The sequence below is a fragment of the Sandaracinobacteroides sp. genome (assembly GCF_057137845.1).
In genome coordinates this window covers 1-19,375 of record NZ_DBNHFX010000048.1, presented here as the reverse complement: position 1 = coordinate 19,375, position 19,375 = coordinate 1, and the positions used below count along the sequence as shown (strand labels likewise).

Here is a 19,375-nt window from a genome sequence, read left to right as displayed (position 1 = left end):
TGGGCGCCAACGGCCTGCAAGCCGAGGGGCGCGTGCAACGGGCGCAGGCCGACCGGCCTCTGACCGTCAGCTTCAGCGCGCGCGCGGCAACGACGATCGGCCTGCAACCCGAGATGGCGGCGCTGCTGGTGAACCCGCGCCTCTCCGGCACCATGACCTATGCCGGCGGCGTGCTGCGGGCCGAAGGTGTGAAGCTCTCGACGACGATGCTGACCGCAGGCGGAAGCGGAACCCTGCATGCCGACGGCCGGCTGGCCGCCAGTCTCGACGCATCGGTCAACCGCTTTCAGGTGCCCGGCGTCGGCCCGGCATTGGTGCGCGCTTCGGTGGCCGTTGCGCGCGCGCCAGGCGGGCGCGCGGCCGCCAACGGCCGCTTCGAGATGCGCGCGCATGGGTTGGACAACCAGTCCGTCGCCAATTTTCTGGGCGGGCTGCCAACCGCCAGCGGCCAGTTCGCACTGGCCCCCGGTGGCACGATCGCGGTTTCGGCGGTCAGCCTTGCAAGCCCCAACCTGAATGTCGCTGGGGCACACGGCGGCTATGACCCGGCGACCGGCCGTTTCAGTTTCGATGCGGCGGGCGCCCATCGCAGCCACGGCCGTTTCACCCTTACGGCCGCCGGCACGTCTGCGGCGCCCCGCGCCACCCTGAAGATGCCGGCGCCCGGTTTCGGGCTGGGCCTCACCGATCTCGTCGCCGATCTGTCGCCTGTCGAATCCGGGCTGCTGCTGGTTGCGAACGCCGACAGCCCGCAAGGCCCGCTCGATGCGCGGGTCATCGTCGGCATGGGGCGCGGGGCGCCGCTGACGCTGACCATCGAGCGCGCCGAACTGGCCGGCGTCAACGCCACCGGCAAGCTGATGCAGACGGCGGCCGGGCCGTTCGCCGGGGTGTTGCAGGTCGACGGGCGCGGCATCGACGCGAACATCGACTTCAAGGACCAGCGCGGCGTGCAGCAGGTCGATCTTGTGGCGCGGGCGATCAACGCCCGGCTGCCGCTGCCGACACCGATCGGCATCGGCAAGGGCAGCGCACAGTTCACGCTGTTGCTGGTGCCCGGCAGGCCGCACCTGCGCGGCGCCTTCCGCATGCAGGGCGTCACCCGCGACGGGCTGCTGCTGACCAATGTGCAGGGCACGGCCAATCTGGCAGGCCCGAACGGCGTCGCCACGCTGAACGCCAGCGGCCGCGCGGGCGACGGCCAGCCCTTCGTCGCCGCCTCGCGCATCCAGACAGTGCCCAATGGCTACGCGATTTCGCTGGATGGAACCGTCGGCAAAAAACCGCTGAAGCTCGAACATCCGGCGAGGATGGTGCGCACCAAGGAAGGCTGGGAACTGAAGCCGGCACGGCTGCTGCTGCCGCGCGGGCAGGTGGAAGCGGCGGGCGTGGTCGGCGGGCAGGGTGAATTGCGGCTGGTCCTGCGCGACATCGACCTCGCGATCCTCGATCTGTTTCAGGGCGGGCTGGGCGTCGGCGGCACCGTCAACGGGCAGGTGGTGGTGCGGTCCGAAAAGGAATCGATCATCCCCTCGGGCGAGGCCGACCTGACGGTGAAAGGCCTGCAACGCTCCAGCATCACCGGCATCACCGTGCCGGTCGATGTCCGGCTGGCGGCGCGTTCGGAAGGCGGCGGCCTGCAACTGGGGGCGAAGTTCAGTTGGCTGCAACATGATCTTGGCCGGGTGGTGTTGAAGGTAGAGCCGGGCATCGGCGAAACGCCGACCGACCGCTTTCTTGCCGGAACGATGTCGGGCGGCGTGCGCTACAACGGGCCGGTCGAACCGATCTGGGCGTCGTTCGGCGCCGAAGGCCAGGAATTGAAGGGCGCAGTGGCGGTCGCTGCGGATTTTGCCGGAACGCCCGCCAACCCGGAACTGCGCGGCATCGCGCGCGGCAAGGGGCTGATCTATCGCAACGCGGCGTTCGGCACGGAAATCGTCGATATCGGCTTCGACGGCCAGTTCACCGGCGCGATGCTGAAGCTGGTGGCGCTGGAGGGCCGGGCGAATGGCGGAACCATCAAGGGTTCGGGCTTCGTCCGCTTCGGCGCGGCGTCGGCGATCGACATCGGCCTCGAATTGGCGAATGCGCGGGTCGCCAACAGCGACACGATGCAGGTGACGCTGTCCGGGCCGTTGCGCCTCAAGGGCGACGAATCGGCGGCGACACTCAGCGGCGACCTCAGGGTGGACAGCGCCTACATGCAGCTCGTGCAGGTGGCGAACAGTGAGGTGCCGCAACTGGCGGTTCGCCGCGAAGGGGCGGTGGTTGTGCCGCAGCCCGAGCCGACATTCTCGACGACGCGCATAAAGCTCGATGTTCGAGTCCGCGCCGACGACCGTGTCCGCGTCGAGGGCATGGGTCTCGACAGCACATGGGGCGGCGACGTCCGCATTCGCGGCACGCTGGATCAGCCGATGCTGTTGGGAACGGCGACGCTTGCGCGCGGCGATTTCGGCTTTGCCGGCAGCGATTTCACCATCACCAGCGGCCGGGTGGTGTTCAACGGCAAGCCGCTCGACAGTTCGATCGACATCCGCGCCCAGACCCGCGCGCAGGACGTGACCGCCTTCGTCACCATCGCCGGCACCGCCGGCAAGCCTGAAGTGCGGTTCAGTTCCAGCCCCACCCTGCCCGAGGATGAAATTCTTGCCCGGCTGCTGTTCGGATCGTCGGTTGCCGATCTTTCGGTCACGGAAGCGGTGCAACTGGCGACGGCGATCGCCGGGCTGCAATCAGGCGTCGACACGATGGGCAAGATCCGCCGCTCGATCGGTCTCGACCGGCTTCGCCTCGTCGGCGACAACGCCCAAAGCGGCATGGGCAGCGGCATCGCCATCGGCAAGCGCATTACGCGCAACGTCTATGCCGAAGTCATCACCGACAGCCACGGCAACACCCTGACGACATTGCAACTGACGCTGAGCCGCATCTGGAGCCTGTTCATCGAGGTCAGCTCGATGGGGAACAGTTCGATCAACCTGCGCTACCAGCGCGAGAACTGACACGCCCGCTTCTGCGTGCCTGCCGCTGCTTATCAGCCGTCAGTCGTCAGTCGGTTCGGTTGCGGTTTTCACGCCTTCGATGATGGTTTTGGCGCCCTGCACGACGTTCAGCCCCCTGGTGCAGCCGATCACACCGCCGGCACCTGCCGTCGAGCAACTGCCGATGCCGGTAGCCGAAGGCTGGCCGCTTGCCAGCGCCGCGCGGCCTGCCGCCACGTCGTCGCGACGTGCAATCGCTGCGCGTTCTTCCTCGCGCAGGTTTTTCGGGATGCGGTAGCGTTCTTCCTCAGGGCGGCGCGCGCAGACGATGATCTCGTCCGGGTTGGTGGCCTTGGGGCAGGGGTCGTCGCCGAACACCACGATGGTCCGGCTGCGATACGACCCGTCCTGCGCCTGTGCGGCGGAGGCGACCGCCAGCGGAACCAGTGCCATGGGAACTGCAAAGAACAGATGTCCGACAACCCGACGCATCAATAACTCCCGCATTTGGTGCGATGGCGCGATGGCGCCCTTTTTGGGGAGCCTTGTTGGCCCCGATGCATGAACGAGCGCTTACATTAGCGCAAGTCGAAGCGCCGAGCCATCCGGCATGCGGTTGCGGCGATCGGGTTCAGGTGCCATGCAGCGGATATCCGCAAGGGTGGCGGGTACCGTGCGAGGAGACAGGCAATGGCGTCAGCGGTGCACCGGCTCGGGGCGCACGCGCTGCTTCGATCTTTCGCCGCAGGGCGGGTCAGCGTCGTCCAGACCACCCGCCACTTCCTCGACCGGATCGATCGCTGCAACCCGGCGCTGAACGCCTTCGTCCATCTTGACCGGGCAGGAGCGCTTGCCTCGGCCGAACGGTCGTCCGCTGCCTATGATGCAGGCACGCCGCGCCCGCTGGAGGGACTGCCGGTTGCAGTAAAGGCGAATATCGCAGTCCGGGGAATGCCGCACCATGCGGGAATCGGTGCACTTTCGGGCAACATTGCCAGCGCCGACGCGCAGGCGGTCGCAAGCCTGCGTGCGGCGGGCGCCGTCATTCTGGGGCTTTGCAACATGGACGAGGCGGCGCTGGGCGCCATCACCGACAATCCGCATTTCGGCGCCACCCGAAATCCATGGCAGCCGGATCGGTCGCCCGGCGGTTCGTCGGGGGGTTCAGCGGTTGCGGTTGCGGCCGGTTTGTGCGCGGCTGCTCTTGGCACCGATACGCTGGGTTCCATTCGCATCCCTGCCGGGTGGTGCGGCATCGCCGGCCTGAAGCCGACCACCGGGCTGGTGCCGACCGAAGGGCTGATCCCGCTTTCGCCCGCGCTCGACTGCATCGGCCCGATGACGCGGCACATCGATGATTGCGGGCTGCTGCTTGGTGTGCTGGCGTCGCCGCTGCCCGCGCGGACATTGCCGCGCATCGCCGTTCCCGAATGGGCACACTCAACCGACCTCGACCCGGCCGTCGCTGCGGCCTTCAGGCTTGCGGCCTCGCTGCTGAAGGGGCTGGGCCACACCATCGAACCGCGCCGGCTCGAAGCCGACCACGCGGGCCTTCGCCTTGCGGCTTTCACGCAGGCGGTCGACGGTTTGCGCGATCTGCTCGGCGGGCCGCTTTCCTTTCGCCAGGCCGACCTGTCACCACGGCTGCAAGGCTGGCTGGAAATCGCCGCGACCATATCCCCCGCCGTCCGCGCGCAAGGTGCGCGGCTGATCGACGATGCAGGTAGCGGTGTGCGGTCGATGCTGCGCGTGGCTGACGCCATCCTGCTGCCGACGACGCCCACGGCGCCGCCCGCCGCCGGCGAGGAACCCCCCGACACGCTTGGCGATTTCACCTGTCTTGCCAGCCTTGCGGGATTGCCGGCCGCAGCCATAGCTGCCGGGTGGACGGCGGACGGCCTGCCCGTCGGCGTGCAACTGATCGGCCGGGCGGGCGAGGATCTGGCCCTCATCAAGCTGGCGGCCGCCCTCGAATCGGCGATCAATGCCGTCGGGCTGCCCCCGGCCTTTGCCTGACGGTTGCAGCGCAGGCGTTTGCCCCGGCGCCAGCACTGCCTATAGAGGGCGCGATGAACGGCAAGGCAGCAGACGGGTTCGATGCAGGCGCGCAAATGGCGGCGATGGGGGCGCGTGCGCGTGCAGCCGCCCGCGTGCTGGCCACTGCACCCACCGCGCAAAAGGCGCAGGCCGTGCGCAACGCAGCCGCCGTGATCCGCAGGCGGGCAACGGAAATCGAGGCGGCCAACCGTGCCGACATGGCGGCCGCCACCGCGCTTTCGCCGGCAATGCGCGACCGCCTTCTTCTGGATCCCGCCCGGATCGAGGGAATCGCCCGCGCACTCGATGAACTGGCGGAACTGTCCGATCCCGTGGGGCAGGTGATCGCTGAATGGACGCGCCCCAACGGTTTGCAGTTCCGGCGGGTGCGCGTTCCGCTGGGTGTCGTCGGCATCATCTACGAATCGCGCCCCAACGTGACGGCCGACGCCGGCATGCTGTGCCTGATGGCTGGCAACGCCGCGATCCTGCGCGCCGGAAGCGAGGCGCTGTCTTCGGCGTTGGCCCTGCATGCCGCACTCGTCGAGGGGCTGGAGCAGGCCGGCCTTCCGGCCGATGCAGTGCAGGTCGTCGATACCGCCGATCGGGCGATGGTCGGGGCGATGCTGGCGGCCGATGGACTGATCGACGTGCTGATTCCGCGCGGCGGCAAGGGGCTGGTTGCCCGCGTGCAGGCGGAAGCGCGGGTTCCGGTGCTGGCGCATCTCGACGGCAACAACCATGTCTATGTCGATGGTGCTGCCGATCCGGCGATGGCGGTTTCCGTCGCCGTCAACGCCAAAATGCGGCGCACGGGCGTGTGCGGCGCGATGGAAACCCTGCTGATCGACGCAGCCTATGGCCCCAAGGCGGCGCTGGTTTCCGCGCTTCTCGATGCCGGATGCGAACTGCGGGCCGACGATGCGCTGTTGCCCCTCGACGACAGGCTGAAAAAGGCCGAACCAGACGACTGGGACCGCGAGTATCTCGAACCGATCGCCGCCGTTGCACAGGTGAACGGCGTGGCGGGCGCGATTGCGCATATCGCCCGGCACGGCAGCCACCACACCGACGCCATCGTGACCGCCGACGAATCGGCGGCAGCACGGTTTCTTGCCGAAGTCGATTCGGCGATTCTGTTGTGGAACGCCTCCACCCAGTTTGCCGATGGCGGTGAATTCGGTTTCGGCGCCGAGATCGGCATAGCGACCGGGCGCCTGCATGCACGCGGGCCGGTGGCGCTGGAAGGCCTCACCACCTACAAGACACAGGTGCTGGGAACCGGGCAGGTGAGGCCGGTTTGAAGCGCGGCGCCTCGGTCGGACTGCTGGGCGGTTCCTTCAACCCCGCGCATGGCGGCCATCGACATGTCAGCGTGGCGGCGCTCGAACGCCTCGGGCTGGACGAGGTCTGGTGGCTGGTCAGTCCGCAGAACCCGTTGAAACCGGAAGCGGGCATGGCGCCGCTGGCCGCGCGGCTGCAATCGGCGCAGCGTGTGGCGCGGCATCCGCGCATCCGCGCCACCGCGATCGAGGAGAAGCTCGGCACCCGGCGCACCGTCGATACCCTGCGGGCACTGAGAAGGCGGTTTCCGCACGTCCGGTTCGTATGGCTGATGGGGGCCGACAATCTTGCGCAGTTTCACCGCTGGGCCGACTGGCGGACGATCGCGCGTCAGGCGCCGATTGTGGTCTTTGCCCGGCCGCGATATGCTGGGCGTAGCCAGTTCTCCCCGGTCATGGGCTGGCTCGGGCGGTTTCGCCACAAATCGACGGCCGGATGGAGGAGCTGGAATCTGCCCGGAATCGCACTCGTGGACTATGGACTGGACGCACGCTCCGCCACCGCGATCCGCCGGGCACAGCCCGACTGGGCGGCAGAACTCTCCGAAAGACAGGAATTTCCGATTGAACGCTGAACCTTCGGGCACCGATCAGGCGATCGAGGCCCTCCACAAGCTTATCCTGAAATGCCTCGACGATGGGCAGGCCGAAGAAGTCGTGTCGATCCCGCTGGCCGGCAAAAGCGCGATTGCCGACTATATGGTGATCGCATCCGGCCGTTCGACGCGGCAGGTGGCGGCGCTTGCCCAGCGGATCGAGGCCGAGGTGAAACAACAGCTTCACCAGACCGTCCGCGTCGAGGGGCTTGCTGCCGCCGACTGGGTGCTGATCGACGCGCGCGACGTGATCGTCCACCTGTTCCGGCCGGAAGTGCGCCAGTTCTACGGGCTGGAAAAAATGTGGACATTCGATGCCGATGGCGCGCCATTGCGCGCTCCGGGGGCGCGGCCCTGAAGTTCGCGCTGTTCGCCTATGGCCGCGCCGGGCGCAGCGCCGAGGCGGAACTGGTGGAACGTTATCTGGGCCGCATCCCGTGGGGCGCGACCGTCACCGAACTTGCCGAACATGCGGCCTTTCCGCCGGCGCCTTCGGGCAGCCGCACCGTCGTGCTGGACGAACGCGGAACCGCGCTTTCCAGCACGGCTTTCGCGCACCGTCTGGGCGGCTGGCGCGATCAGGGTGTGCGCGAAGTGCGGTTTCTGCTCGGCCCCGCCGACGGCCATGCCGAGGCAACGCGCAAGAGCGCCGATCTGCTGCTGGCGCTCGGCCCCGCGACATGGCCGCACCTGCTGGCGCGGGCGATGCTGGCCGAGCAGCTCTATCGCGCCTGGTCGATCCTTGCCGGGCATCCCTATCATCGCGATTGACGCGGGGTCTGGCATCGCGATTGAACGCGGGCTTTTTCACAACCCGTTCACTCTGCTAGTGTCAGAATGTCGGCAGATGGCGCCCGGCGGCTCGTTGCCGGGAAGTCATCCCGGGAAAGGTGCGTGATGAAACCGATCGTCCTTACGCTGGTTGCAGGTTCTGCGGGCGCGCTGCTGGCGACCGCCGTGCCGCCGGCCGTCAACGCCGCGCGCGGCAATGAAACGTGGCGCGAACTCGATTCGCTGATGGACGTATTCCTGAAGGTCCGCGAATCCTATGTCGACAAGGTGGACGACAAGAAGCTGATCGAGGGCGCGATCAACGGCATGCTGGCCAGCCTCGACCCGCATTCCTCCTACCTCGACGAGCGTGACGCCGAGAACATGCGCTCGCAGACCGACGGCGAATATGGCGGCCTCGGGCTGACGGTGCAGGCCGAGGACGGGGCGGTGAAGGTGGTAGCGCCAACCGACGACACCCCGGCCGCCCGCGCCGGGATCCGTTCGGGCGATTTCATCACCCACATCGACGACCAGTTGATCGTCGGCTCGACGCTGAACGATGCCGTGGACAAGATGCGCGGCAAGCCGGGCACGAAGATCAAGCTGACAGTCGTACGGCCGGGCGAAGCAAAGCCGCTGACATTCGACCTGACGCGGGAAGTGATCCGCATGCGCCCCGTCAAATGGGAAGCAAAGGGCGATGTGGGCGTGATCCGCATCAGCACTTTCAACCGCCAGACCGGCGAAGCAACGCGTGAAGCCGTCGTCGATCTGACGAAGAAGATCGGCCCGGACCTTGCGGGTTTCGTGATCGACCTGCGCTCGAATCCGGGCGGGCTGCTCGATCAGGCGATCGAGGTCTCGGACACCTTCCTCGATCGCGGCGAGATCGTTTCCCAGCGCGGGCGCACCAAGGACGACATCGAGCGCTATTACGCCAAGGCGGGTGATCTGGCCGCCGGCAAGCCGATCGTGGTGCTGGTCGACGAAGGCTCGGCTTCGGCGGCGGAAATCGTGGCGGGCGCCCTGCAGGACCAGAAGCGCGGGCTGGTAATCGGCCAGCGCACCTTCGGCAAAGGCTCGGTGCAGACGCTGATCCCGCTGACCGCCGAATCAGCGCTGCGGCTGACGACGGCGCGCTATTATACGCCTGCAGGCCGGTCGGTGCAGGAAGCCGGGATCGACCCCGACATCGTGGTGCCGCAGCTCAGCGATGCAAGCCGCGCCGAACGGCCGCGCGTCCGCGAAGCCGATCTTCGGAACCACCTGATCGCCGAAAAGAAGGTCGACGACCGCATCGTCGAGGACGACGGCAAGCCGGAACCGCGTTTCTCGTTCACTGCGGACGAACTCAAGAAGAAGGGCATCCTCGACTTCCAGCTCGACTATGCAGTGAAGCTGGTCGAGCGTCTCGGCCCGTCGAAGCCAGCGCCGCAAAAGCTTGCCGTTGCTTCGCAGGATGGAACGGCCGTGAAGCAATGACCGGCGCGAGGCAGGCGCCGCTGCTCTTGTTCGCGGTATCCGGCAGCCTGCTGCTGGGTGCGCTCGGCTTCCAGTATCTGGGCGGCCTCCCACCCTGCGAGATGTGCTACTGGCAGCGCTATGCGCATGTGGCGGTGCTGCTGGTTGCGGCTCTTGCGATGCTGCTGAGGAACCGCGCGATTGCCTGGCTAGCGGTCGCCGCCATGCTGGTGGCCGCCGGGCTGGGGCTGTATCACGCCGGTGTCGAGCAGAAATGGTGGGAGGGCGTCACCGCCTGCACGGCGCCTGTCGCGGCAGGCATGTCGGCGGCTGAAATGCTCGATTCGCTGATGAAGGCGCCGCTCGTCCGCTGCGACCAGATCCCCTGGAGCATGTTCGGCATTTCGATGGCAGGCTGGAATGCGCTGATTTCGGCGGGAGCGGCCCTGTGCGGCGCAGCGATCCTGCTGTTTACGGAGGCCAGGAAATGACACGGCTTGCAGGCGACCCGCAACCCGACCCGAAGGCGATGATCCGGGTCGATCATGCCGGCGAATATGGCGCAACGCGCATTTATGCCGGCCAGCTTGCGGTGATGGGCACGCGTTCCGCCGTCTCGGCCGAGGTTGCCCGCATGGCCGAACAGGAGGACCGCCATCTCGCCGCGTTCGAGCGCCTCATCGTCGACCGGCGCGTGCGCCCGACGCTGCTGCTGCCGTTCTGGCACCGCGCGGGCTTTGCGCTGGGGGCGGTGTCGGCGCTTATGGGGCCGAAAGCGGCCATGGCGGTGACAGCCGCCGTCGAGACCGAGATCGACCGCCATTATCAGGCGCAGCGTGACGCGCTGGCCGACGACGAACCCGAACTTGAAGCACTGATCGCCGAATTTCAGGCCGAAGAGGTCGAGCACCGCGACAGCGCGCTTGCGCACGGCGCCGAGGAAGCGCCTGCCTACCCGCTGCTTTCGGCGCTGGTGCGCGCCGGTTGCAGGGCGGCGATCCGGCTCAGCGAAAAGGTCTGAACCGCCGGTGCGATGAAGTGCCGCGACGTCTTTCATCAACATCGCGGCGTTTTCATCTTTGTGTTGCAGGCGGCAGCGCCTAGATAGGCGCCATGTCGGCACGACCTCTCATCGACGGTTTCGGGCGGCGGATCAGCTATGTCCGCATGTCGGTGACCGACCGCTGCGACTTTCGCTGCACTTACTGCATGCCGCTGGATATGCAGTTCCTTCCCCGGCGCGACCTGCTGACGCTGGAGGAACTGGATCAGGTAGCCGGCGCCTTCGTTGCACGCGGCGTGACGCGGCTGCGGCTGACCGGCGGCGAACCACTGGTGCGCAAGGGCTTCCCCGAACTGCTGAACATGCTGAAGCGCCATCTGGATGGCGGCTTGCAGGAACTCACTCTCACCACCAACGGCAGCAGGCTGGCGCTGTTCGTCGACGCGCTGGCCGAAGCAGGCGTGCGGCGCGTGAACGTCAGCCTCGACACGCGCGACCAGGCGCGGTTCCGGCAGATCACCCGCACCGGCGATCTGCGGCCGGTGCTGGAAGGCATTGCCGCCGCCAGGGCGCGCGGGCTTGCCGTGAAGATCAACATGGTGGCGCTGAAGGGCCTGAATGAAGACGAGTTCGAGCCGATGGCCGCGTGGTGCGCCGAACAGGGCTTCGACCTGACGTTCATCGAAACCATGCCGCTAGGCCTCATCGAGGAAGACCGCACCGACCGCTATCTGCCGCTGACGGAAGTGCGCCGCAGGCTTGCCGAACGCTGGCAGCTCGTCGACAGCCCCGAACGCACCGGCGGCCCGGCGCGTTATGTGCGCGTGGGCGACACCGGGCAGAAGCTGGGCTTCATCACGCCGCTGACGCACAATTTCTGCGAAAGCTGCAACCGGGTGCGGATCACCGCCACCGGCACCCTGTTCCTGTGCCTCGGGCAGGAAGACAGGGTGGAACTGCGCGATCTGCTGCGCGAAGGCGGCGCGGGCGCGCTGGATGCGGCACTCGACCGGGCGATGCGCCTGAAGCCCAGGGGGCATGATTTCGTCATCGAACGGCGCGCCGCACCGCCCGCCGTCCGCCGCCACATGTCGACGACGGGCGGTTGATGAAGCTGGGCCTCGTCGTCTCGGACACGCCGCAGGCGCGGCTCGCCGAGGCCGAGCTTCGCGGCAACACCCATTTCGTCAGCCGCCGTGAAGCCGACGCCGTGGTGGCGCTTGGCGGCGACGGGTTCATGCTGGCGGTATTGCATCGGGTGATGAACGCACAGGCGCCGCGCCCGGTATATGGGATGAACCGCGGCACCATCGGGTTCCTGATGAACCATTACAGCCCTGACGGCCTTGCCGAGCGTGTTGCGGCGGCAAAGCGGTTCTTCCTGTCGCCGCTTACGATGGAGGCGACGACGATCGACGGGCGGACCGTCACGTCGCCCGCGATCAACGAGGTTTCGCTGCTGCGGGAAACGCGGCAGGCCGCCAAGATCGAGATTTCGATCGACGGCAAGGTCCGCCTTGATGAACTGGCGTGCGACGGGGTGCTGCTGTCCACGCCAGCCGGCTCGACCGCCTACAACCTGTCGGCAGGCGGGCCGATCCTGCCGCTCGACTGCGACCTGCTGGCGCTGACCGCCCTCAGCCCGTTCCGTCCGCGCCGCTGGAAGGGCGCGCTGGTCAACAACCGCTCGGTCGTCGAATTCCGCATTCTGGAATCGTCGCGGCGGCCCGTCAGCGCCGTTGCCGATCAGGTCGAAGTGCGCAACGTGGTGAAAGTCAGGATCGTTTCCGACCTTGCGCGACGGCTCGAACTGCTGTTCGATCCCGGTTACGCACTGGACGACCGGATCATGATGGAGCAGTTCCAGAGCTGACGACAACCACCGGTGGAAGGGACGATCATGACATTCGTGCGCGAGGATGTGCAGCAGTTGCTTGGCATGTTGGCAGCCGCCGGAGGGCCGCTGATGCACGAAGTCGATCCTGCAACCGCGCGCCAGATGTATGTCCAGATGGGCAGCATCGCCGAGCGCCCGGCGCCCGCGACGGTTGCGCAGGCCGATATTCTGATCCCCGGCCCGGCGGGCGGCATCCGCGCCCGCACCTACCGCCCGGAAACGCTGTCGGCGCTGGGGCTGACGATCGTGTTCTTCCACGGCGGCGGCTGGGTCATCGGAGATCTGGAAACCCACAACAGCCTCGTCGCCGAAATCGCGCGGCTTGCCGGGTGCAACGCAGTGGCGGTCGATTACCGTCTTGCCCCCGAAGCGCCGTGGCCCGCCGCCGTCGACGATGCGCTGGCGGCCGCCCGCTGGGTTTCCCGGTCGCCGGCGGAACTGGGCTTCAAGGTTGGCAAACTGGTTTTCGCCGGTGATTCGGCTGGCGGCAATCTTTCAGCGATCGCCGCGCGCGCGCTTCGCAAGGAAATGCCGGTCGCGGCGCAATGGCTGATCTATCCCGGCGTCGACATGACCGACGACAAAGGCTCGATGGCCGAGTTTGCCGACGGCTATCTGCTGACCGCCGCCAGCATGGGGTGGTTCGGCGGCCATTATGCTGCCGATCCGGCCGACCCGCTGGCTTCGCCCATTCTCTCCGACGACTGGACGAACCTGCCGCCCGCCGTCGTGTTCACCTGCGGTCTCGATCCGCTACGCGATCAGGGCCGCGCCTATGCGGCGAAGCTGATTGCCGCCGGCAACCGCGTGATCTTCCGCGAGGCGGCGGGGCAGGTGCATGGTTCCGCCCAGTTGCGTGGCGCCCTTCCCTCGGCGCAGGCCGATCTTGAAGGCCAGATCGCCGATCTGAAGGCCCTGCTTGCGTGAACGCGTCGCTGAAGGAAAACCTGCCATACCGGGCGGGCGTCGGCGTGATGCTGGTCAACGCCGATAATCGCATCTTCGTTGGCCAACGCTTCGATTCCGAGGTGGAGGCCTGGCAGATGCCGCAGGGCGGGATCGACGCCGGCGAAGACCCGTACCAGGCGGCGCTGCGCGAACTGGAAGAAGAAACCGGCGTCTGCGCCCATCATACCAGGCTGCTGGGGCAGACGCCCGACTGGCTGAGCTACGACCTGCCCGATGAACTGGTTGGCCGGGTGTGGAAAGGCCGATACCGGGGGCAGCGGCAGAAATGGTTTGCGCTGCGCTTTCTGGGCGCCGACAGCGACGTGAACCTCCTCGCGCATGAGGCCGGCGGCCATGCCGAGTTCCGTGCATGGCAGTGGGCCGCCATGGATGAGCTTTCCGCCCTGATCGTGCCGTTCAAGCGCGATCTCTATGGCCGGCTGGTGCGCGAACTGCGGCCGTTCATCTAGCGCCCGGCCGCAGCGGCGGGGATCATCCGCCGAACAGTTCGGCGAAATGCGTCTGCATCGCCTGCCACGAGCGGCGGTCGGTTGCTTCGTGATAGATGATCGACGGGTTCAACTGGCCCTGTGCTTCGGGGTTGGTGAAGCTGTGCGCCGCGCCGGTATAGGCGATCGACTGGCAATCGGCCCCGGCGTTGTGCATCTCGTCCAGCAGGCCCAGCAGATGCGCATGCGGAACCAGTTGGTCTTCGGCGCCGTGGCACACCAGAATTTTGGCATGCACCCGGCCCGGTTCGGCGGGCGTGACGGTTGCCAGCGCGCCATGAAAGCTGACGACGCCAAGCACGTCCGGGTGGCCGCTGCGCGCCAGTTCCAGCACCGTCTGGCCGCCGAAACAGTAGCCGACGGCAGCGATCCGGCCGTCGCAGGCGGGGTGTGCCTTCAGCGCATCGACTGCGGCCGACGCCCGTGCCCTTAACCGCGCAGTATCCGCACCGAATGCGCCGATGATGGCAAAGGCTTCGGGCGGATCGGCCGGGATGTGGCGGTCGCCGAAAATGTCGGCGGCAAGCGCGACATAGCCGAGTTCCGCCAGCATCTTCGCCCGCCGCTGCACCTGCGCCCCAAGGCCCCATGCCTCGTGGACGGCGACGACGCCGGGGCGCGGCCCGGGAAACCGGTTCGCATCGGGAAGTTCAAGGACGCCGAGGCAGCGCTGGGCGCCGTCGAAATATTCGAGGTCCATCGATCGCCCCTCAGATCTGGCCCAGCAGATGTTCCGCCGAGGAAACCTTGAACGCGCCCGGCTCTTCGATGTTCAGTTCGGTCACTTTGCCGTCCTTCACCAGCATCGAGAAACGCTGCGACCGAAGCCCCAGGCCAAGCTTCGAAAGATCCATCGTCAGGCCGAGGGCGCGGGCGAAATCGCCGTTGCCATCGGCCAGCATCGTCACCTTGCCGTCGGCCCCGGCGGACTTGCCCCATGCGCCCATCACGAACGGGTCGTTGACGGCCAGACAGACGATTTCATCGACGCCACGGGCGCGCAGTTCATCGGCCTTTTCCAGATACCCCGGCAGATGTTTCGCCGAGCAGGTGGGGGTGTAGGCGCCAGGAACAGCGAACAGCGCGACCGTGCGGCCAGCGAACAGGGCGGCGGTTTCGACGGGCTGCGGGCCATCTGCCGTCAGCACCCGCAGCGTGGCGTCGGGCAGCTTGTCGCCAATCTTGATGGTCATTGGAACCTCCTCATCGTCGTGCAGGGTGAAAATGAACGAGGAATGGAGTTAACGCCGCGCGTTCACCACGTCCAGCATCTGTTCAGCGCCCGCGCCGAGGTTTACACATGTGTCGGAACAGGGGCTGATGATCAGGGGCTGATGATCGACGCGCAATATCTTTCAGGACAACTTCTGCTGGCCATGCCCGGCATCGGCGACGCGCGCTTCGAACGCAGCGTGATTGCCATGTGTCTGCACGACGATCATGGCGCGCTGGGTCTCTGCCTCCACCACGAAGACCGCGACTTCACCGTCCCCGATCTGATGCGCCAGCTTGGGATCGATCCGCGCAATACGCCCTCGCGCCCGGTGCTGCAGGGCGGTCCTGTCGAAACCGGCCGTGGCTTCGTTCTGCACACCCCCGACTGGGCGGGACAGGACACCCGCCACATCGGCGAACGCTGGGCGCTGACCAGCACGCTGGATGTGCTGGCGGCAATCGCCGAGGAGCGCGGCCCGCAGCACTGGCTGGTGGCGACGGGATACGCCGGTTGGGGGGCGGGGCAACTGGAACGCGAATTGCGGCATCACGGGTGGTTCACGACGGGCGCCAGCGACTCGCTGGTTTTTGAAACCGATGCCCGCATCCGCTGGACCGGCGGCTTTGCCGCTGCCGGCATCGACGCGCGGATGCTGGCCGACGTCGCCGGCCACGCCTGACCTGCCATTCGCTTTTGTGCGGGGTTGCGTCCCCGACAACGGGAATTGCCCCTTGACGCGCGCGACAGGGGCGGCTTTGACCAGCCGCATTGGGGCGTTGCCGTAATCCGAAAAGGGGTTTTTCTTGGCCAAGCTATTCGACAAGATCCTGATCGCGAACCGTGGCGAAATCGCCTGTCGCGTCATTCGAACGGCCCGGAAGCTCGGCATTGCAACGGTCGCCGTCTATTCCGACGCCGACGCCGACGCCCTGCACGTGCGTATGGCCGACGAAGCGGTGCATCTGGGGCCGCCGCCCGCTGCGCAATCCTATCTGCTTGGCGAAAAGATCATCGAGATCGCCAAGGCGACGGGCGCGCAGGCTATCCATCCGGGCTATGGCTTCCTTTCCGAGCGGGAGTGGTTCGCCAAAGCTTTGGACGACGCCGGCATCGCCTTCATCGGCCCGCCGGCGGCAGCGATCGCCGCCATGGGCGACAAGATCGAATCGAAGAAGCTTGCGAAGGAAGCGGGCGTCAACGTCGTGCCGGGCTTCGTCGGCGAAATCGACGACACCGACCACGCCGCCCGCATCGCCGCCGAAATCGGTTATCCGGTGATGATGAAGGCGTCGGCCGGCGGCGGCGGCAAGGGTATGCGCCTCGCCTTCACCGAGGCCGAGCTGCGTGAAGGCTTCGACGTCGTCCGCCGCGAGGCGAAGGCGAGCTTCGGCGACGACCGGGTATTCATCGAAAAGTTCGTCGAGCAGCCGCGCCACATCGAAATCCAGTTGCTGGGCGACAAGCACGGCAACATCGTCTATCTGAACGAGCGCGACTGCTCGATCCAGCGTCGGCACCAGAAGGTCGTCGAGGAAGCGCCGTCGCCCTTCGTCACGCCCGAAATGCGCCGCGCCATGGGCGAGCAGGCGGTCGAACTGGCGCGCAAGGTCGGCTATTGTTCGGCGGGCACCGTTGAATTCATCGCCGGCGCCGACCGCAGCTTTTATTTTCTGGAAATGAACACCCGGCTGCAGGTCGAACACCCCGTGACCGAGTGCATCACCGGGCTTGACCTCGTCGAGCAGATGATCCGCGTGGCGGCTGGCGAAAAGCTGTCGTTCGGCCAGGCCGATGTCCGGCTGGATGGCCATGCGATCGAAACGCGCTTTTATGCCGAAGACCCCTATCGCGGCTTCCTGCCCTCGACCGGCCGCCTGACCGCCTATGCGGAACCTGCGGCTGCCGAAGGCGTCCGCGTCGACACCGGCGTCGTCGAGGGGTCGGAAATCTCGATGTTCTACGATCCGATGATTGCCAAGCTGATCACCCATGCGCCGACCAGAACCGGCGCTGCCGATCTGCAGATTGCTGCACTCGACCGGTTTTACGTTCGCGGCATCAGCCACAACGCTGATTTTCTGTCGGCCCTGATGCAGCACCCGCGCTTCCGCGACGGGCAGCAGGTGACGACGGCCTTCATCGCCGAGGAATATCCCGAGGGTTTTGCCGGGGCGCCCGATGATGCAGCGCGACAGGCGCCTCTGATCGCGCTGGGTGCAGTGATCGGGCAGGCGGCGGCGCGGCGCGCGGCGCACGTGGATGGCCGCCTGAACGAGGGCGACACCGGCCTGCGCTGGGTGGTTGAACTGGATGGCGTCCAGCACACGGTCACGCTGGCCGGAAACGGCAGCGCACATCGGGTGACGGTCGACGGTAAGGTGGTTGCCGTCGAGGTGGCCGGGCGCATCCCGCCGTTCGGAGTCGTCGAGGCGCGGGTGGATGGTGCGCCCGTCTCGGTGCAGATCGATCGCCGTGGATCGGGCTTCGCGCTGGTCCATCATGGGCGCCAGCACGCGATGCGGCTGTTGACGCCGCGCGCTGCCGAACTGGCGCAGCACATGATCCCCAAGGTCGCGCCCGACATGTCGCGCTTCCTGCTCTGCCCGATGCCGGGCCTTGTCGTTTCGATTGCCGTTGCCGAAGGCGACGAAGTCGAGGCCGGGCAGCAACTGGCCGTCGTCGAGGCGATGAAGATGGAGAATATCCTGCGCGCCGAAAAGCGGGCGAAGGTGGCGAAGCTGCACGCCACAGCCGGAGACAGCCTTGCCGTCGACGCCATCATCCTGGAGTTCGAGCAGAGCTGAAGGCCAACAGCTTCAACAGTTCACAATCGTTCACGACCTGCATCTTGAAGCAGGGGGCGTTAACCAATTATCGTGCACACATCAGGGTCGGCCCTGCCACCTCGAACAGGGGCAGGCGGGTTCGACAACAGAGATTGTTGCGGGCCGGAAGGCGCGAGGAACGACAGGCCCTCGCGCCTTCTTCCGTTTCTGCGGGCGCCATGGTGCGGACGCAAAACGCAGAAATCCGGTTGCAATCCTTGACAATGCGGCCGTTGCTTCCGGCGGATTAACCATGCACATTCACTTCACCGGACAAGAGGCGATAACGCCCGCCCGGACACAGAAAGAGCCGGCCGGCACAAGGCCGGACGAACGAAGAACAAGGATGGTCGCATGAACCGTATCGGTAAAATCTCGGTCGCTCTCTTCGCTGCGTTCGTTGCTGCGGCCCCGGCCATTGCCGGGGTCGATACGGGAACGGTCTCGTCGTTCCTCCAGCCGCAATATTGGGTGATGGCGATCTCGACGATCGCGCTGGTTTCACTCGGCGTCGGCCGCAACCAGGTCGCCACCGCCGAGGCTGCACAACCGCTGAAGGCGCAACAGGCAAACCTGGCCTAAGCCGCGCTGCAGCGAACCTGACCTAGGCTGCGCGGCAGCCGAAACTCGAAGGCGCCTGAAACAGGCACTCTACCCGCTGCCCGCCGCGCTTCAGCGCGAAGACCGTCTGGCCGCCGCCGCTGGAAAGTGCGGCCTTCACATCCGCCACATCGCGCACCCGGCGCCCGTTCACGCTTTCGACGATGTCGCCGGGGCGCGGGAAACCGGTGCGCGCGGCAGGCGCACGTGGCGGCACGTTCACCACCACCACCCCGCTTTCGGGCAACCCCGCGCCCAGTTCCTGCGCCAGCGCCGGCGACAGGTTGGCAATCGACACACCGGCCAGAATGCTGCCGTCGCCAAGCTGCGTCAGTTGGCGCGAAGGCTGCTCGGGCGGGGCCGCCAGCTCCAGCTTCATGTTCGAGGCGCTGCCGCCCCGCACCACCGTCAGCACGACCGAATCGCCGACCGGTTGCGTTGCCACCTGATAGCGCAGCGTCGAAGGGTCCAGCACCGGCTTGCCGTCGATCGCATAGACGATGTCGCCCGGCTTCAGGCCGGCGCGGGCGGCGGGTGAATTGGCGGTCACGTCGGTCAGCAGCACGCCGGTCGGGTTGCGAAGCCCGGCGTTGCGCGCGCTTTCGTCGGTCAGCGCTTCGCCCTCGACGCCAAGCCACGCAGTCACCAGCTTGCCGCTGCTGGCGCCGCGCAGAAAGATTTTCACCATGTTCGACGGGATCGCAAACCCCAGCCCGATTGATCCGCCGTCGTTGCCGCCGGTCAGGATGGCGGAATTGATGCCGATCACTTCGCCGTTCATGGCCGCAAGCGCGCCGCCCGAATTGCCCTGGTTGATCGAGGCATCGGTCTGGATGAAGAACTGCGCATCCGACACGCCGATTCCGGTTCGCGCCGTCGCTGAAACGATGCCCTGTGTCACGGTCTGGCCGACGCCGAACGGATTGCCGATCGCCAGCACCAGATCGCCGACCTGCGCGCGATCGCTGTCTCCCAGCCGGGCAACGGGAAGCGCCGCGCCCTTCGGGTCGATCTGCAGCAGCGCAAGATCAAGGCGGGGTTCCGCAAACACCAGCTTGGCCGGATATTCGCGCCGGTCGGCCAGCGCGACGAGGATCTGATCGGCCCCGGCGACGACATGGTTGTTGGTGATGACCAGCCCCTTGCCGTCGACGATGACGCCCGACCCGAGCGCATTTT

20 protein-coding genes are annotated in these 19,375 nt (G+C 66.9%); 16 read left to right on the top strand and 4 right to left on the bottom strand.

The features are described from left to right. A partial coding sequence (locus AC16JP_RS02475) for a translocation/assembly module TamB domain-containing protein (protein WP_484339017.1) occupies positions 1-3,008 on the top strand: 3,008 nt, incomplete at its 5' end. A gap of 39 nt (positions 3,009-3,047) precedes the next feature. Here the strand turns inward: AC16JP_RS02475 and AC16JP_RS02470 are convergent. Then, positions 3,048-3,440 carry a hypothetical protein gene (locus AC16JP_RS02470; protein WP_484339016.1) on the bottom strand — a complete coding sequence of 131 codons (393 nt, stop codon included), beginning with the start codon at positions 3,438-3,440 and terminating at the stop codon, positions 3,048-3,050. A 237-nt stretch (positions 3,441-3,677) separates the two neighbouring features. Between AC16JP_RS02470 and AC16JP_RS02465 the strand changes: the two genes are divergently transcribed. From AC16JP_RS02465 to AC16JP_RS02410, 12 genes are all read left to right on the top strand, one after another. Further along, positions 3,678-5,003, top strand: coding sequence for an amidase (locus tag AC16JP_RS02465; RefSeq protein WP_484339015.1), 1,326 nt, complete (start codon positions 3,678-3,680; stop codon positions 5,001-5,003). A gap of 53 nt (positions 5,004-5,056) precedes the next feature. Continuing rightward, positions 5,057-6,328: a glutamate-5-semialdehyde dehydrogenase gene (locus tag AC16JP_RS02460; protein WP_484339014.1), complete on the top strand. Its 1,272-nt coding sequence runs from the start codon at positions 5,057-5,059 to the stop codon at positions 6,326-6,328. Next, positions 6,325-6,942, top strand: coding sequence for a nicotinate-nucleotide adenylyltransferase (locus AC16JP_RS02455; RefSeq protein WP_484339013.1), 618 nt, complete (start codon positions 6,325-6,327; stop codon positions 6,940-6,942). Before AC16JP_RS02460 ends, AC16JP_RS02455 begins: the two co-directional genes overlap by 4 nt. Then, positions 6,932-7,321 (top strand): ribosome silencing factor, encoded by a 390-nt coding sequence (rsfS, locus tag AC16JP_RS02450; protein ID WP_484339012.1) that lies wholly within the window; start codon positions 6,932-6,934, stop codon positions 7,319-7,321. Before AC16JP_RS02455 ends, rsfS begins: the two co-directional genes overlap by 11 nt. Further along, entirely contained in the window at positions 7,318-7,734 is a 417-nt protein-coding gene (locus AC16JP_RS02445; protein ID WP_484339019.1) for a 23S rRNA (pseudouridine(1915)-N(3))-methyltransferase RlmH, read from the top strand. The genes rsfS and AC16JP_RS02445 overlap by 4 nt, the downstream gene beginning before the upstream one ends. 126 nt (positions 7,735-7,860) lie before the next feature. Then, the gene (locus tag AC16JP_RS02440) at positions 7,861-9,219 is read left to right on the top strand and encodes a S41 family peptidase (protein WP_484339011.1); all 1,359 of its coding nucleotides are present in this window, start codon (positions 7,861-7,863) and stop codon (positions 9,217-9,219) included. Then, the gene (locus tag AC16JP_RS02435; protein WP_484339010.1) at positions 9,216-9,689 is read left to right on the top strand and encodes a disulfide bond formation protein B; all 474 of its coding nucleotides are present in this window, start codon (positions 9,216-9,218) and stop codon (positions 9,687-9,689) included. Before AC16JP_RS02440 ends, AC16JP_RS02435 begins: the two co-directional genes overlap by 4 nt. After that, positions 9,686-10,219, top strand: a complete 534-nt coding sequence (locus AC16JP_RS02430) for a demethoxyubiquinone hydroxylase family protein (protein ID WP_484339009.1) — start codon at positions 9,686-9,688, stop codon at positions 10,217-10,219. The genes AC16JP_RS02435 and AC16JP_RS02430 overlap by 4 nt, the downstream gene beginning before the upstream one ends. Before the next feature lie 92 nt (positions 10,220-10,311). Further along, complete coding sequence (moaA, locus tag AC16JP_RS02425; RefSeq protein WP_484339008.1) at positions 10,312-11,310, top strand: GTP 3',8-cyclase MoaA; 999 nt, start codon at positions 10,312-10,314, stop codon at positions 11,308-11,310. Further along, complete coding sequence (locus tag AC16JP_RS02420; protein ID WP_484339007.1) at positions 11,310-12,074, top strand: NAD kinase; 765 nt, start codon at positions 11,310-11,312, stop codon at positions 12,072-12,074. Before moaA ends, AC16JP_RS02420 begins: the two co-directional genes overlap by 1 nt. A 27-nt stretch (positions 12,075-12,101) precedes the next feature. Next, positions 12,102-13,025 carry an alpha/beta hydrolase gene (locus AC16JP_RS02415; RefSeq protein WP_484339006.1) on the top strand — a complete coding sequence of 308 codons (924 nt, stop codon included), beginning with the start codon at positions 12,102-12,104 and terminating at the stop codon, positions 13,023-13,025. After that, a complete protein-coding gene (locus AC16JP_RS02410; RefSeq protein ID WP_484339005.1) occupies positions 13,022-13,516 on the top strand; it encodes an RNA pyrophosphohydrolase in 495 nt (164 codons plus the stop codon). Before AC16JP_RS02415 ends, AC16JP_RS02410 begins: the two co-directional genes overlap by 4 nt. Before the next feature lie 22 nt (positions 13,517-13,538). Here the strand turns inward: AC16JP_RS02410 and AC16JP_RS02405 are convergent, their stop codons facing one another. Beyond that, positions 13,539-14,255: a dienelactone hydrolase family protein gene (locus AC16JP_RS02405; RefSeq protein ID WP_484339004.1), complete on the bottom strand. Its 717-nt coding sequence runs from the start codon at positions 14,253-14,255 to the stop codon at positions 13,539-13,541. A gap of 10 nt (positions 14,256-14,265) precedes the next feature. After that, positions 14,266-14,748: a redoxin family protein gene (locus AC16JP_RS02400; RefSeq protein ID WP_484339003.1), complete on the bottom strand. Its 483-nt coding sequence runs from the start codon at positions 14,746-14,748 to the stop codon at positions 14,266-14,268. 141 nt (positions 14,749-14,889) lie between these two features. Here AC16JP_RS02400 and AC16JP_RS02395 point away from each other — a divergent pair, with 141 nt between their 5' ends. From AC16JP_RS02395 to AC16JP_RS02385, 3 genes are all read left to right on the top strand, one after another. Further along, positions 14,890-15,450 (top strand): YqgE/AlgH family protein, encoded by a 561-nt coding sequence (locus AC16JP_RS02395; protein ID WP_484339018.1) that lies wholly within the window; start codon positions 14,890-14,892, stop codon positions 15,448-15,450. A gap of 124 nt (positions 15,451-15,574) precedes the next feature. Beyond that, a complete protein-coding gene (locus AC16JP_RS02390) occupies positions 15,575-17,575 on the top strand; it encodes an acetyl-CoA carboxylase biotin carboxylase subunit (protein ID WP_484339002.1) in 2,001 nt (666 codons plus the stop codon). 375 nt (positions 17,576-17,950) lie between these two features. Beyond that, complete coding sequence (locus AC16JP_RS02385) at positions 17,951-18,178, top strand: hypothetical protein (protein WP_484339001.1); 228 nt, start codon at positions 17,951-17,953, stop codon at positions 18,176-18,178. A 22-nt stretch (positions 18,179-18,200) separates the two neighbouring features. Here AC16JP_RS02385 and AC16JP_RS02380 read toward each other — a convergent pair. Next, positions 18,201-19,375: trypsin-like peptidase domain-containing protein (locus tag AC16JP_RS02380; protein ID WP_484339000.1), on the bottom strand; the 1,175-nt coding region annotated here is incomplete at its 5' end.